13 protein-coding genes and 1 tRNA gene are annotated in these 13781 nt (G+C 53.9%); 9 read left to right on the forward strand and 5 right to left on the reverse strand.

Annotated elements, in window-relative coordinates; all coding sequences use genetic code 11:
- Positions 1–42: 42 nt before the first annotated feature.
- A complete protein-coding gene (locus OSC10802_RS0106825) occupies positions 43–837 on the reverse strand; it encodes an SDR family NAD(P)-dependent oxidoreductase (protein WP_017716041.1) in 795 nt (264 codons plus the stop codon).
- 120 nt (positions 838–957) lie between these two features.
- The gene (gene cysC / locus OSC10802_RS0106830) at positions 958–1491 is read right to left on the reverse strand and encodes an adenylyl-sulfate kinase (protein ID WP_017716042.1); all 534 of its coding nucleotides are present in this window, start codon (positions 1489–1491) and stop codon (positions 958–960) included.
- 429 nt (positions 1492–1920) lie between these two features.
- Between cysC and OSC10802_RS0106835 the strand changes: the two genes are divergently transcribed.
- The 4 genes from OSC10802_RS0106835 to OSC10802_RS56330 all read left to right on the forward strand — a co-directional run bounded on the left by OSC10802_RS0106835 (position 1921) and on the right by OSC10802_RS56330 (position 8207).
- The gene (locus OSC10802_RS0106835) at positions 1921–3258 is read left to right on the forward strand and encodes a hypothetical protein (protein ID WP_026098230.1); all 1338 of its coding nucleotides are present in this window, start codon (positions 1921–1923) and stop codon (positions 3256–3258) included.
- A gap of 522 nt (positions 3259–3780) precedes the next feature.
- The gene (locus OSC10802_RS0106840; RefSeq protein WP_017716044.1) at positions 3781–5724 is read left to right on the forward strand and encodes a serine/threonine-protein kinase; all 1944 of its coding nucleotides are present in this window, start codon (positions 3781–3783) and stop codon (positions 5722–5724) included.
- A gap of 673 nt (positions 5725–6397) precedes the next feature.
- Positions 6398–7744 (forward strand): protein kinase domain-containing protein, encoded by a 1347-nt coding sequence (locus tag OSC10802_RS38995; protein ID WP_052334294.1) that lies wholly within the window; start codon positions 6398–6400, stop codon positions 7742–7744.
- A complete protein-coding gene (locus OSC10802_RS56330) occupies positions 7734–8207 on the forward strand; it encodes a WD40 repeat domain-containing protein (RefSeq protein WP_369797056.1) in 474 nt (157 codons plus the stop codon). The genes OSC10802_RS38995 and OSC10802_RS56330 overlap by 11 nt, the downstream gene beginning before the upstream one ends.
- Positions 8208–8373: 166 nt before the next feature.
- Here OSC10802_RS56330 and OSC10802_RS0106855 read toward each other — a convergent pair whose 3' ends face one another.
- Entirely contained in the window at positions 8374–8853 is a 480-nt protein-coding gene (locus OSC10802_RS0106855) for a helix-turn-helix domain-containing protein (RefSeq protein ID WP_017716047.1), read from the reverse strand.
- 371 nt (positions 8854–9224) lie between these two features.
- Between OSC10802_RS0106855 and OSC10802_RS0106860 the strand changes: the two genes are divergently transcribed.
- Positions 9225–9298 (forward strand) — tRNA-Val (locus OSC10802_RS0106860).
- A complete protein-coding gene (locus tag OSC10802_RS55470; protein ID WP_255349122.1) occupies positions 9299–9421 on the forward strand; it encodes a hypothetical protein in 123 nt (40 codons plus the stop codon).
- Positions 9422–9901: 480 nt separating this feature from the next.
- Here the strand turns inward: OSC10802_RS55470 and OSC10802_RS0106865 are convergent, their stop codons facing one another.
- On the reverse strand, positions 9902–10636 hold the full coding sequence (locus OSC10802_RS0106865) for an alpha/beta fold hydrolase (protein WP_017716048.1): 735 nt from the start codon (positions 10634–10636) through the stop codon (positions 9902–9904).
- Between the two features lie 463 nt (positions 10637–11099).
- Positions 11100–11354, reverse strand: coding sequence for a hypothetical protein (locus OSC10802_RS49060; protein WP_155967428.1), 255 nt, complete (start codon positions 11352–11354; stop codon positions 11100–11102).
- Positions 11355–11564: 210 nt separating this feature from the next.
- Between OSC10802_RS49060 and OSC10802_RS0106870 the strand changes: the two genes are divergently transcribed.
- The 3 genes from OSC10802_RS0106870 (at position 11565) to OSC10802_RS0106880 (ending at position 13777) form a co-directional block, all read left to right on the forward strand.
- Positions 11565–12533: a ParB/RepB/Spo0J family partition protein gene (locus OSC10802_RS0106870; RefSeq protein WP_155967429.1), complete on the forward strand. Its 969-nt coding sequence runs from the start codon at positions 11565–11567 to the stop codon at positions 12531–12533.
- A gap of 134 nt (positions 12534–12667) precedes the next feature.
- Complete coding sequence (locus OSC10802_RS0106875; protein ID WP_017716050.1) at positions 12668–12865, forward strand: hypothetical protein; 198 nt, start codon at positions 12668–12670, stop codon at positions 12863–12865.
- Positions 12866–12919: 54 nt separating this feature from the next.
- On the forward strand, positions 12920–13777 hold the full coding sequence (locus OSC10802_RS0106880) for a TIGR04255 family protein (protein WP_017716051.1): 858 nt from the start codon (positions 12920–12922) through the stop codon (positions 13775–13777).
- The last annotated feature ends 4 nt before the right edge of the window (positions 13778–13781 follow it).

The following is a 13781-nucleotide window of genomic DNA, read 5'->3' on the forward strand; positions in this document are numbered from 1 at the left end:
ACACTTCCCGCTCTTGCAGGTTGCCCCGGCAGGGAGTTTAGCCTATTGCCTTGTGCCGAAACTTCTAAACTGTTTCTCCACCGCACTCACGAGGGTTTCTCGCGGCAATAACCGGGGTAAATTCACAAGCACTTGATTTGCCAAACCGCCGGTGACGGCGGTGGGCTGGTCTTTTTCCAAAGCTTGCAGGGCTTCCAGCACGACTTCTTCTGAAGAAGCGTAGCGCCAGACTGAGGCACCGGCTGCCGATTCCAAAAACCCAGCGTTTTTTGCAAAGTTCGTCTCAGTGGGTCCGGGACAAACGGCGAGAATTCGGACGCCACAGGCGCGATTCTCCGCCCACAGGGCTTCGCTGAAACTGAGCACAAAGGCTTTGCTGGCGGCGTAAACTGACAGGTAAGGCAGGGGTTGAAATGCGGCAGTGGAGGCAACATTGATGATGGCTCCAGACCGGCGCTGCTGCATTTGCGGCAAAAATAAATGGGTTAACTCCACTAATGCTACAATATTCAGCTGAATCATCTCTACCTGCCGGTGAAGCTGCCGGTCTGCAAAGGCACCCCAGTCTCCAAAGCCGGCATTGTTAACCAGCAGGTCTACCGTGAGTCCTTTTTGGGTTACGGCTTCAAACACAGCTTTGGCTGCGCCGGGCAAGCTGAGGTCTTCCACTAAAACCTCTACTTTAATCTTAAAATCCTCTCCCAGCTTCTGAGCGAGTTGCTGGAGTTTTGCTTCTGAACGAGCCACCAAAATTAAATTCGTCTGGCGCTTGGCGAGTTCCCAGGCAAAGGTTTCTCCGATTCCAGAGGATGCGCCGGTTATTAAAGCGGTTTGCATTGGACTTCCTATTACAAAGAGAGCGTAGGGGCGGGAGGTACGGGCGGGCGGTACAGGTGGGACGCCTGTACTGCCGGCCCAGTATTTTAACAAATCTTAACACAAGGGATGCCGGTGCGGTCACTGGGCGACATAACCGGCAGAAAACAAGTGCAGCCAGACCTTAGCCAGACTTTCGTCCTCACTCTCGACATCGGTGTGACACTCGACATCGGGGTTGAGTGGCGGTTCATAGGGATCGTCAATGCCGGTGAAGTGCTTAATTTCTCCCGCCCGCGCTTTTTTGTAAAGCCCTTTCACATCCCGCCCCTCGCACACTTCCAGGGGCGCATTGACGTAGACCTCCACAAAGTCCCCAATTCGTTTTCTCACCTCGTCGCGAATCTCGCGGTAGGGCGAGATAGCCGAAACCAATACAATCACCCCGTTCCGGGTCAAAAGATGGGCCACAAAGCCGATGCGCCGGATATTTTCGTCGCGGTCTTCTTTACTAAAACCCAACCCCTTGGTGAGGTTCTGGCGCACAATGTCACCATCAAGAACCTCTACCCGATAGCCCTGCCATCGCAGCTTTTCCTCCAACCTCTGGCTGATTGTGGTCTTGCCGGCACCGCTCAGACCTGTAAACCACACCGTCACGCCACGCTGTTCCATTTCCACTGAACTCTCGACATTTTGCGATAGACTTCAGTTTTATTTTGCATCCCACCGGCATTCCACGCCTACCTATAAGTCTCGCTCCCGCAGTCGGGAATCCGTCCTTTCAGAGCAAATCCGTTCGCACAGTTTCTTTCGCACAGTTTCTTTTGTCCGCCGGCGCAGCAGGCTGGAAAAGCTAATTCCTTAACATTTTCTCCTTATTCCTGAAACCCGCCGCTCTTTTTAAAGGAAAGTCATCCTACGGAAAATAAAGGAGCCTCTCTCTCAGGCGTCCTGGGAAAAAAGAAAATTTGGGGTGCGGGAATGTTTGGGAGAGGTTTGATAAGATAGGTGAAAGTGTGGGGGCGCAACATGTCGCGGCAGACCGGGTGCCGGCTGCCTGTTGCGGGCACCCTAAAACCAGTAGCAGATCGGGAGGGTTGTGTGTCTAGACTCAACAGTCGCGCTTATGAAATCCTGTATGCGGAAGTAAAAAAATGTGCCGGCAGCGATCCTGCAGGCCAAGTGCAGCGAGATATTGTCCTGAAGCGGTTAGACAAACTGCGCGAGCAAGATGGCTCACCGGCATCGGAAGAAGAACTGCGCGAGACAGTAAGCGATATGTTCCCCAACTTTAGTGAGAGGGTGCTAAAAGCGGCTGCCGGTGCCAACCGTCGGGCTGGCGTGTGGGGGATAATCCCGCTTGCCGGTGTGCTAGTTGCGGGGGCTGCAGGGTTGGTTTGGGCCGTAAATTTGCCGTTTCCGATGATTCGGCAGCCGGTGGCAAAGATAGCACCGATATTATTGCTGCCTAGTTTCTATAGCATGGATTCTGACTACCGTCAAGCGATTTCTCTGGTAGAGCAAGCAGACCAGCTAGTGAACAAAGCCACCGGCCCAGCTGACATCGAGCTGGGGGAAGTGAAAGTCAAAGAGGCGCAGAAACACTTGGACGGGCTGCCGGTGTGGTTTTTGGGTTACAGCCCACAGGTTTATTGCAGCTTGTTTGGCTGTAGCTGGCGGTTCACCTTCGATGAATTCCAAGCAGCGCGTAAAGAGGTGGGGCGGATGGAAGCGAAGGTTTTCCAAGAAAAGAACGCTCTTCCGCAGTTGAAGACTGCGGAAGAGGCGCTGTTGGCGGCCAAACAGGAATACGAGCGAGCAAAACCTGGAGCGGAGCAACAAAAAGCGCTAGCGGCGTGGCAAGCGGCTTTAGATCGGATGAGAGAGATCCCACCGGCAACGCTTGCGGAAAAAATCGCCCAACCCAAATTGGAAGCAGCCGGGCGGGATTTTCAGGAAGTGGTGGGTGACGCTGCCGGTCGAACGCGCACAAACACCTTAATCGAAGCTGCTAAAACATTTGCAATGGCGGCGGCGGAATCCTCGCAAAATCCACCCCACACAGCAGAAGAATGGGAGCAGATTGCCGATTTGTGGGAGAAAGCGATTAACCAACTCAATAGAGTGCCGCTGGAGGATGCCGGCTATATTGACGCCCAAAAGAAACTGGCTGAATACACTAAAAATCAGGGGGTGGCGCAGACTCGAAAAAAAGCTGAGTCAGAGTCTCTGGGAGCGCTAAACCGGGCCAAGAGACTGATTGCAGAATGGCAAAGGCTGGCGGGTGCTTCTAGCCCAGATAGAGGGAACCTAGCCAGCCAATTGCAGGAAATTATCAACGAGCTAGAAACAGTGAGAGCAGGGACAACCGCCTATTCAGAAGCTCAAGACCTGCTAAAATTTGCGCGAGAGACGCTGAAAAAGCTGCAATCCACGTAGTGCCGGTGCAATTTTTGTCCGTTTCGGGGCAGGGAAGAGGGCATAGATTGCCATTCCCCAGGCAGCGGCAGCGGTTGCCCCGGAACGCTATTTACTATTTTCCATTCATTTAAAGGGAATTCTTGCCGAAAGCGGATTTAACTCTCACTCCCGAACTGTCTGCCCCGAATATCATGCCCTTGAACTGCCGCAATTCAGTTGCCAAGGCCCAAGGCCCAATGCCCAATGCCCGATCGAGAGAGATAGGAGCGGTATTCAACGTGATGTGCTATAAGTGATATCAGTCCCCCAATCGGGGGACGACAGAGGAAACACTTTTATTCAGGAGGGGAAGGGAGGCGGGGCGCGGGGGTACGGGGCGGCGAGGGGATGGGGGGTGAGGGGTCAAATACTTTCCCCAAACAAACAAGAAAAAACATACCCTTGAAAGCACTCTCCATTCCCGTCCGTTGAAACAGCCTCAGGGAGGGGAAAGGCTGGGGAAAACTGAAGACAGACACAATTGGTTGATTCCTTCGCAGTATGACGCATTGCCTAAATCCCAGCTGCCCGAAAACGACCGACAATCCGAAGGGGACAAAGTTGTGCCTGAGTTGTGGGTCAAAGTTACTGCTGAATGACCGCTACCGCGCTATTGAGCTGCTCAGTGAGGGGGGATTTGGGAGGACGTTCTTGGCTGTGGAGGAAAAGCGGCACTCGCGGAGCTGCGCGATCTTTCAGTTGCTGCCGGCACCCCAAATTCAGGGGAATCCCGAAGCAATGGCCAAGGCTGCCGAGCTATTTGAGCAAGAGGCGCGGCGACTGCTGGCGGTGGCGGACCAGCATCCCCAGATTGCCTCTGTGTTCGGCTATTTTCAGCAAGAGCGCAGCCTGTATCTGGTGCGGCAGTTTATCGAAGGACAGGACTTGTGGCAGGAACTCGAAGAGCAGGGAGCTTTCAGTGAGGAACAGGTTCGGGACTTGCTGGCGGATTTGCTGCCGGTGCTGCAATTTGCCCACGAGCGGAATGTGATTCACCGGCACATCAAGCCAACCAATATTCTGCGGCGCAGTGCGGACCGCCGCCTGGTGCTGATCGATTTTGCCTTTCCCCACCTGCTCACAAGCCATTTCACCAGAACGGGCGCAAAAGTTTGCGCCGAAGGGTACGCACCGATTGAACTGATCCGGGGCGGCTTCGCTCACCCAGCCAGCGACCTCTACAGCTTGGGAGTCACCTGCATTCACCTACTGACTCAAGCCTCTCTTGACGAGCTGTTTGACCCCCTGGAGGGCCGGTGGCTGTGGCGAGATCCGCTGCGCAAAGCGGGGAGAAGCGTCAGCGCTCAGTTGGGGCTGGTCTTGGACAGGATGCTCAAAGAGTCGCTCAAGGAACGCTATCAGTCTGCCTCTGAGGTTCTCGCAGACTTGACTGCGGTGTCGTCCAGACGCCCATCCGCCGCGCCTGCTGTGACGCACCTGAAGCCCGACACACTGCCGCCGGTGACGCCGGTTCAAGTCACTCCGGCATCAAAGCTGCTGCGCAGGGGCGCTACAAAGCTCGCTCCGAAAACCTGGAAATGCTCGCACACCCTGACTGGGCACTCGCGCTCTGTGAATTCCGTAAGTCTAAGTCCAGATGGGCGACTGCTGGCTTCTGGCAGTGCGGACAAAACCGTCAAGCTGTGGAACACCGGCACCGGCGAGATGCTGCTCACCCTCACCGGCCATACAGACGATGTGAATTGCGTCGCCTTCAGTCCGGATGGCAGAATTCTAGCCAGTGCCGGTTTGGACAGGACGGTCAAGCTGTGGCAGGTGTCGGTTGGCAAACTGTTACTTACCCTCACCGGTCATTCCGACTGGGTGCTCTCAGTTGCCATCAACCCCCGATTCCCGCTCCTCGCTTCCGGCAGCTGGGACAAAACTGTCAAACTCTGGCACCTGGCAACTGGAAAACTGCTGCACACTCTCACCGGCCATTCGGGCGGGGTGCGGTCGGTGGCCTTCAGCCCCGATGGCCAAACCCTGGCCAGCGGCAGCTGGGACAAGACGGTGAAACTGTGGCAGCTGGGCACTGGGAAACTGCTGCACACCCTCACCGGCCATACCGAACCCGTGAGCTCAGTCGCCTTCAGCCCTTGCGCCACCACTCTCGCCAGTGGCAGTGAGGACAAGACGGTGAAACTCTGGCAGCCCGACACCGGCGGGCTAACCTCTGGAGCGGCGCTAATCAACACCCTCACGGATCACGCCAAGTGGGTCAATGCCACTGCCTTCCACCCGCGCTCCCCAATCCTTGCCAGCGGCAGTCGCGACCAGACTATCAAGCTGTGGCACTTGCAGACCGGCAAACTGCTGCACACCATCTGTGAGGATTCCTACTCGGTTAACTCCGTCTCCTTCAGTCCCGACGGTCAAATCCTCGGCAGTGGCAGCGAGGACAAGACGGTCAAGATTTGGCGCACAGTCGGGGCGGGGTTATAGCAGGGGCGGGGCAAGCAGACTATTTTTGCTTGCCGCAGATATCTCGGGTGAACCCGCCCCTACAACCGGCAGGCACCTGCGGATACCCCCCGCCCACAAGCGCTCTCAAAACCAGTCCCGATCGGCTTTTTCGCAAATCTCGGTCATGCTTGTGCCTGTTGAGTGCAGGGCCGGTGGGGCTGGGGCTAGCTGATATATTTTCCGATTAAATGATTTTCACAAATACCCGACTTTAGACCGGTTTTGTATATATGCTTTCTTCCGGATATTAGAAAATTTACCCAAATTTGGCCCCGCTCCGGTGCGGCTGATCTGCTTTTCGGGGTGAAATTGCCCCTGTCGTTGGCCACCCTGACCCGCACCTGACCCTTTTTCGGGGCCAATTTCTCAAAGTGAGATGATTTACGGTTAAATGATTTTCACAAATTCCCGACTTTAGACCGGTTTTGTATATATGCTTTCTTCCGGATATTAGAAAATTTCTGTTTGGGCTGCCCTGTACAGCTCCCGCTCACCCTATCTTTGGCCCACAAGGGGCTGGTGATTCCCCATTGGTCTGGGAAATGGGGGGTGAGGGTGAGAATCTTGGCAGAGATGGCACGCTCACTCGCGCGAATGGCTGATGGGTGGGGAAGATTTACCATAGATTATATCTGCCCGATTGCTTTTGCCTATGAGCTATTGCCTCAATCCCGACTGCCAGAAGCCCCAGAACCCAGCAGGCAATAAATTTTGCCAAAATTGCGGGTCAAAATTGCTGCTGAGAGGGCACTACCGAGCCATCAAACCCCTCGGTCAGGGGGTGTCCAGCAGGACTTTTTTGGCTGTGGATGAGGACATCCCCTCTAAACCCACCTGCGCGATCAAGCAATTTTTCGCCGCAGAAACCGGCACAGAAAGCCCGCAGAAGGCGGCTGAGGGATTTGAGCGGGAAGCGCTGCAGCTGGACAAACTCGGCCTTCACCCCCAAATTCCCCGGCTGCTGGGGTTTTTTGAGCAAGACGGGCGTCAGTATTTGGTGCAAGAGTTTATCGAGGGGGAAAATTTGGCCGGTGCGCTGGAGGAGCGAGGGCCATTCAGCGAAACCGAGATCCGGGCGCTGCTGGAGGATTTGCTGCCGGTGCTGCAATTTGTGCACAGCAATTCTGTGATTCACCGCGACATCAAGCCAGAAAATATCATTCGCCGCCGGCAGCCGGCAATGCGGCTTGTTTTGGTGGATTTTGGCTCGTCTAAATCCCTCACCCCATCTGCTTCGCTCACAAGTTCGACGATTGTTGGCAGTCCGGAATATATCGCCCCGGAACAGCTGGAGGGGCGTGCGGTTTTTGCCAGTGACCTCTACAGTTTGGGCGTCACTTGCGCCTACCTGCTGACTCAGACTCCGCCGTTTAATCTGCGTCACGGCAAAGAGTGGGTGTGGCGGCAGCACTTGCCCCGACCGGTGAGCGCAACTCTTGGCCGGATTATTGACAAAATGCTGTTTTTGTCAGTACAAGGTCGGTACGGGGCTGCTGATGAAATTCTTAAAGATTTGAGACTGCCGCCACCGGCATCTTGGCAGTGCGTGGAAACGCTCACCGGCGCTGCCGGTCGGGTCCGCTCTGTGGCGCTCAGTCCCGACGGCTGTCGGCTGGCCGGTGGCATTGAGGACAGCAGCATCAAAGTCTGGAATTTGGGCACCGGCAGCCCGCCTGCCGTGCTGAGCAGTTTGCTGTTCGGGCATGCCGGCTGGGTGAATGCGCTGGCGTTCACTCCCGACGGGCAACTGCTGGTCAGCGGCAGTGGCGACAAGACTGTCAAGATTTGGAATTTGGGCTTAGGCTCGCTGGTTCGCACGCTTGGCGGTCTGTTTGCTAAGGATTACGGCTGGGTGTATTCCCTGGCGGTTAGCCCGGAAGGGCAGTGGGTTGCCGGCGGTTATGGCGACAAGACGGTAAAAATCTGGAATTTGGCCACCGGCTTGCCTGTTGGGGACGCTGACGGGGCACTCCGCCTGGGTGGAGTCGGTGGCGATTAGCGCTCAAGGGAATATTTTGGCGAGTGGCAGTGGGGACAAGACGGTGAGGATTTGGCAGCTTAAGGGCAGTGCCGGCTTTTCGGGGGCGACTGCTGCGCACACGCTCACCGGCCATGAGGAAACGGTGCGCTCTGTGGCCATCAGCCCGGACGGCGAGCTGGTGGCCAGCGGCAGCAGTGACTGTACTGTCAAGCTGTGGCACACCGGCACTGGGGAATTGCTGGGCACTCTGACGCATTCTGACTGGGTGAGTGCTGTGGCGATCAGTCCGGAGGGTGAGATGGTTGCCGGTGGGGGGAGGGATGGCTGCGTGCAGCTGTGGAATCCTTTTACTGGTATGCCGGTGGCTTCCCTCACGCAGCATTCAGCTGGGGTGAGCGCTGTTGCTTTCAGTGGGGATGGCCGATTCCTCGCCAGCGGCAGCGCTGACGGCACTGTGAGAATTTGGCGGGTGGTGTTTTAGGATATCGAGTTCCGCCGGCACGGCGCGGGAAAGAAACAAAAGCGATCGAGCGGACGCGATACTATATAATCTGCGCTGCCATTTGTATACTGTTCGGTGGAGCGACGGCAATCAGGAGCTGGGCAATGGGGATGAGTAATGCGAGCGTGCCCTACCGAACTTGATATCACGCTTCTTTCTCCAAGGGCTCGGTTTCTGCCGGCACAGGGCGGGAAGCGGTGTGGCGGAATCCCATTAGCTGCAGGTAGTCCCAACCGCGCTGCATGGCCACGGGCCGGTTAATGCGCTGTGAGATCCACTCTGCGACTTTGCGGCTGTTCCACAATCCGCCATCGGGAGCCGGTCCGTGCAGGGCTTGCCGCAATTCGGCTTGTTGGGCGTCGTCTAGCAAGGGTTCGGCACCGGGATTTTCGTGGCGGCGGTCTGTCAGCCCTTCTGCGCCTGAGTTGTTGTAACGCCGGGCTATTTTGCGAATCCAGTCGGAGCAATAGCCGGTGACTGCTGCCACTTCCTCGGTGCGTTTTCCTTGTGCCAGCAGCCAGATGATGTGATAGTGGGTGCGCTCTACGGGGTCTTTGGCCTTGCGGTAGCGGGTTTCGAGTTCTTCCACACTCAGGTGGGGTTGGATGGTGAGGCGTCTGGGCATAAGGAAGAGTTGCACCTTAACGGCATTTAATAAGTATAAAACCGGAGTGTATATTAATTATGCCTCCTGCGAGCTGATTTTTGGGAAGTCCCGCAGGGGTGAGGTGCTTCTGTGCCGGCGTGCCTGTGGGCTGCCAGACACCACCAAAGGCTGTCTCCCCTCTTCCGAATCCGTTACATCTGTTATATAATGGGCGGCTAGTCTGTGCTGGCGACAAGCCACCGCTAGGGGGTGGCTGTTGGCGGAGCGGGCTGTGATGGGGTAATCTGGTGAGACGGGGTGCGCCGGCGGGGTGTTGGGAAAGTTTAGAAAATTTTTAGGTTTTACCCCTTGCGCTTGCAGGTGTTCCTGTGCTAACTTTAATAACTGTCGGACGCATAGCTCAGTTGGTTAGAGCACCACGTTGACATCGTGGGGGTCACTGGTTCGAGTCCAGTTGTGTCCATTGTGTGAAACCCGCTCTACTGGCGGGTTTTGGCGTTTTGAAGGGGGCCGGTGGGTGATGGAATGCCGGCTGTTGCGCGGGTGCTCGCTGTGCGGTGCCGGCAGAGGGTGCCGGTGGCTGTAAGAGGTGGGTTGGCCTTTTGTCGCCTGGTGTGGGAATCAGGATGTTGGCAAAACGAAACCGATTACTCGCACTGATATGAGAAACCCTATATAGCGGTTCTCAGTTGGATTAAGTGCGCATAAGAACCCCGGTTTCTTTAAGAAACCGGAGTTCTGGGCACCTCACTGATATGAGAAGCGCTATAGATCCCGATCATTAGTGATATAGCAGTAGCCACTTAGATTAGGACATTAAACCTTCAGGCCCGGCGTTAGCGCAGCGGCGCGTTAGCGCTACGCCGTACCTACGGCTATATCCCAGCAGTAATATGGGTTAGAACAATAGGATCTGGAGTGCGGGGGGGCAGGCCGAAATGTACGAACCTAAGTGCATACTGCTATAGCAATAAACTGTCAGTTTAGGACAAGGCATCTCACTTGCTAGTAGGGAAAGGGATTGGAGGGAACGCCTGTCCTACGTCCGTGCCCTAAGTGGCTGCTGCTATAATACTGAGGCAAGGTGTTCGGGGCGAGACAAGTGCGGGCAATGTCCTCCAGGCAGTTCTATGGCATCAACTCCCAAGCGCTTAGGTGCAGCGTAGCGTGACCATGCGGGAGAAATTATCCGGTCATCAGTACAAACGATATATTTACAGTCTACTTTTGGGAAAGATTTTAGGGGACTGGTCTCAAAAATATAGGCCATTGATTGCTGCGACCGGCTTTTTGAGAGCGCCCAGCGCATTACGTCCGGTTGGCAATCGTGATAAAAAAGTTCCATTAATACTGCTTCATCTGAAAAGTCTTTACCCAGAGAAACTGGATTAAACAGGTCAGGCTCATCACCGAATAGGTTGAGTTGGCTTGACTCTGTTGGTTTGTAATTTAATGAGTTTAGGCTGTCTGAATCGAGATTGTGGGCAAATTGATCAAGTGTGCTGGTTGCTGGGCATGGAATAAGCGCGGTAAGGAAGACCAGTTGACGTACTTGATGGGCTTCTGCAACAAGGGGAATAACTGTCCCTGCCATTGAGTGACCAACCAGCACAATATCACCATCCGTTTTTGGCAGCGCTTGAACGACTGTATCTGCCATTTGCGATAAACTTGCAGAGGCATCTTCTATTGGCAAATCCATTGCTACGGTCTTGTGACCTTGCGCTTCTAAGTAAGGGATTAACAAATCCCAACACCAAGCGCCTTGGAAGGCACCGTGAACTAGACAAAAAAGGCTCATAGCGATTTCAGGTAAGTTTTTCGACTTGTGCTTAACTTATAATTTACATCTCGGAGTTATTATTCAGCAAGCTTCACAGGTATCGCCGGCGGCGTAGCCCCTTCATCTTTGTGCCGGCTGACAGTCAGAATCCCGCACCCAATCCAGCGGCTTTCCTGCGACATTAGCGCAACTCTTGGGATGCAGCTCACAAACTATAGCGGTTTTCAGTTGGATGAAGTACATGCCAGAAACCCGTATCTTTAAGAATACGGGTTTCTCAGTACCTCACTTTGGATGAAAACCGCTATATTCGGACTCATTAGATCGAGGAAATCTTGTCCCAAGGGTTGCTGTAGCTCCGATAGCCAGAGGAAATCTCTCACCTCCCGTTAGCTCACACAACTGTATGAACCTCACATAAATAAATCAGCGGCGTTTCTGACACTCCGCCATTCCCTTCAACTCGATAAAATACCACCGGCTAGCACCTACCGGCTGCTGCCTTCCCGTGGCCAAAGACGAGAGCGCGTGCCGGCGCACCGGCATCATCTGGTATCCCCAAAGCTGGGGAAACGCTTGACACTGGCCTTGACACTGGCCCTCGTTTGTAGTTGGGCTTTAGCCCCACCCGTTTGTAGTTGGGCTTTAGCCCCACCCGTTTGTAGTTGGGCTTTAGCCCCACCTGTTTGTAGTTGGGCTTTAGCCCCACCGGGGCATCAACGAAACAAAGCCTCACTGCCGTTAGCTGTTAATTTATCCGGATATTTTTGCATAGTCGCACCGGCATTCACCGCAGCGACAAGCGCCGGCGAGTTCCTGGAGCCGGTGTGCCGGCGTCTTTGAACTGGAGTCGGGGATTGAAGAGAGCTTAAGATTTCTCAACAGCACATTTATAACGCCGCTCCAGACGCGAAAATAAAATAGTCCCCCAGGCGAAATGAAGGAAATGAGTCCAAAGCTGTCCCGACGATCTTCGTCATCTGGCCCCCCTGAAAAGCCTGAAAACCCGACTGAGAATGGCTTTGAGGCAGATAGCGCACCCGATCGCAGTGCCGCTCAATTTGTCCCCATTGAGCTGATTAGCATGCCCGAATCCCAACCCAGGCGGTATTTTGATCGAGCCGGCATGCAGCAGCTGAGCGCCAGCGTCAAAGAACACGGCATCCTGCAGCCGATAATCGTGCGCCCTGTGGGGGAGAAGTATGAGATAGTGGCGGGGGAGCGGAGATACCGGGCGGCGATTGAGGCGGGGTTGACCGAAGTGCCGGCGCTCGTGCGGGAGATGTCTGACGAGCAAGCGGTACAGTACGCTTTGGTGGAGAACCTGCAGAGGGAGGATTTGAACCCGATAGAGGAAGTTGAAGGAATTTTGCAGCTACTGGCGCTGAAGCTGAAAACTGACCGGGAAGGGGCAATCTCGCTGTTTAACAGAATGGCCAACGTCAAGCGGGGGTTTACGCACAACGTTGTGCGTAATGAAGAACAGCAGATAGTAGAGGAGGTGTTTGCCACAATTGGCAGACTCTCGCCGGATTCATTCAGAAGCCACCGGCTGCCTCTGCTAAAACTTCCTGATGACATCCAGTCGGCGCTGCGAAAGGGACGCATCGAGTACACCAAAGCTCAAGCCATAGCTCGGATGAAGGAGCCAGAAAAACGTCAGGACTTGCTGGAGAAGGCCATCGCCGAGGAATGGTCGCTCAGCCAAATCAAAGAGCAGGTGGCGCTATTGACCGAAAAGAAGTCGCCCGACACTGTTAATCCTCTATCTGCCCGCCTGGACGCCACTTACAACCAAATCAAGACCAGCATGAGGAAAAACCCAGAGTTTTGGGAAAACCCTCAAACCCAGGAGGGATTTCAGGCGCTGTTGACGGTGCTCGAAACGTTCCTTTCGACTGCCTCTCAAGATTGAGTAAGGGAGCGTGGTGCTGCCGGCTCTACCTGAGATAGCAGAAGCATGGTGTGGGTGCCGGCTTGGGAGCCGGTGCTGGATGGGAATTTGGCTCGTGGTAGAACATTAACGTTTTATAAACCAATAAACGTTGAATGCCGAATTTCTGTATAATAAATTTCAGGCAGAAGAGGTTTGTCACGAGCCAAGAGGCTGCTGGCATCACAGGCTACACCCTGGGCCGGTTGCAGGATTGGCGACACAAGGGGGGGTGGATGGCGGCTTGGACTGAGGGCCGGTGCGGGGTGCCGGTGGGGTTGGATGTCATCTCTCTCCGGTTGCCAAGCATTTAAATCAGCTCTTGGCTGAATCATACGAGGTTAAGCTACATCATAGAATATGATTCTATGGAGCTGCTTGTTCAGGAAACTAGAGGAGACAGCGTGACAGTCAGCATGGACACCAGGCAATTGCTATCTTATGACCAACCACCTGTTAGTGAGGTGATTTGCAGTGTTTTGTTTGACCCTATCGAAGCCTTACTTACTCCCCATATTGGCTTGTTATGGCAGAGGTTTCAACCTGACTACCCGTTTTGCCATGAGGTTCCTCCAGTAGAACCCACGATAGAAGTTTTCAATCATCAAGTTGCTGAACCTCGGCTGGAACTTACTGACATTCCTCCTTTGCCAAGAGTATGGTTCATTAGCTCTGACGAAACAAAGGTTGTCCAAATACAACGCGATCGGCTGATTCATAACTGGAGAAAACTTAGTTCAGATAGTGAGTATCCCAGGTATAAAAATATTATCAAAGGATTTCAAGAGCATTTAGGAACCCTTACATCCTTCCTGCAAGAAGCCGAGTTAGGTGAAATTCAGATACTTCAATATGATCTAAGCTATGTCAATCAAATTCCACAAGGAGAAGCATGGGAAACTCTTGAAGATATAGGTAAAATTTTTCCGGACTTTAAATGGCAAACAAATCCGTCTCGATTTCTTTCAAAACCTGAAAAGATTGATTGGGATCTAACTTTTGATTTGCCGGATGAAATTGGCAGATTACATATATCGATCAGGAATGTGATTTTTAAAAACCATCCAACCCTCTTATTTGAATTAACTGTGCGTGGGATTGGCAGTTATAATTCTAGGGGGTCACTAGAAACTTGGTTTGATATCGCACATAAATACCTTGTGCAGGGATTTGCTGATTTAACTGATGAGAAAATTCAGACGGATATTTGGAAGCGAAAAGGGTAAAGCT

The organism is Kamptonema formosum PCC 10802 (assembly GCF_000332335.1).
In the GTDB taxonomy this organism is placed as follows: domain Bacteria; phylum Cyanobacteriota; class Cyanobacteriia; order Cyanobacteriales; family Oscillatoriaceae; genus Oscillatoria.

Coding starts and splice junctions, on each gene's coding strand:
- OSC10802_RS0106870 (WP_155967429.1), top strand. CDS start 11,565: ATGAGTCCAAAGCTGTCCCGACGATCTTCGTCATCTGGCCCCCCTGAA.
- OSC10802_RS0106880 (WP_017716051.1), top strand. CDS start 12,920: ATGGAGCTGCTTGTTCAGGAAACTAGAGGAGACAGCGTGACAGTCAGC.
- OSC10802_RS38995 (WP_052334294.1), top strand. CDS start 6,398: ATGAGCTATTGCCTCAATCCCGACTGCCAGAAGCCCCAGAACCCAGCA.
- OSC10802_RS0106840 (WP_017716044.1), top strand. CDS start 3,781: ATGACGCATTGCCTAAATCCCAGCTGCCCGAAAACGACCGACAATCCG.
- OSC10802_RS0106865 (WP_017716048.1), bottom strand. CDS start 10,636: ATGAGCCTTTTTTGTCTAGTTCACGGTGCCTTCCAAGGCGCTTGGTGT.
- OSC10802_RS0106855 (WP_017716047.1), bottom strand. CDS start 8,853: ATGCCCAGACGCCTCACCATCCAACCCCACCTGAGTGTGGAAGAACTC.
- OSC10802_RS0106825 (WP_017716041.1), bottom strand. CDS start 837: ATGCAAACCGCTTTAATAACCGGCGCATCCTCTGGAATCGGAGAAACC.
- OSC10802_RS0106875 (WP_017716050.1), top strand. CDS start 12,668: ATGCCGAATTTCTGTATAATAAATTTCAGGCAGAAGAGGTTTGTCACG.
- cysC (WP_017716042.1), bottom strand. CDS start 1,491: ATGGAACAGCGTGGCGTGACGGTGTGGTTTACAGGTCTGAGCGGTGCC.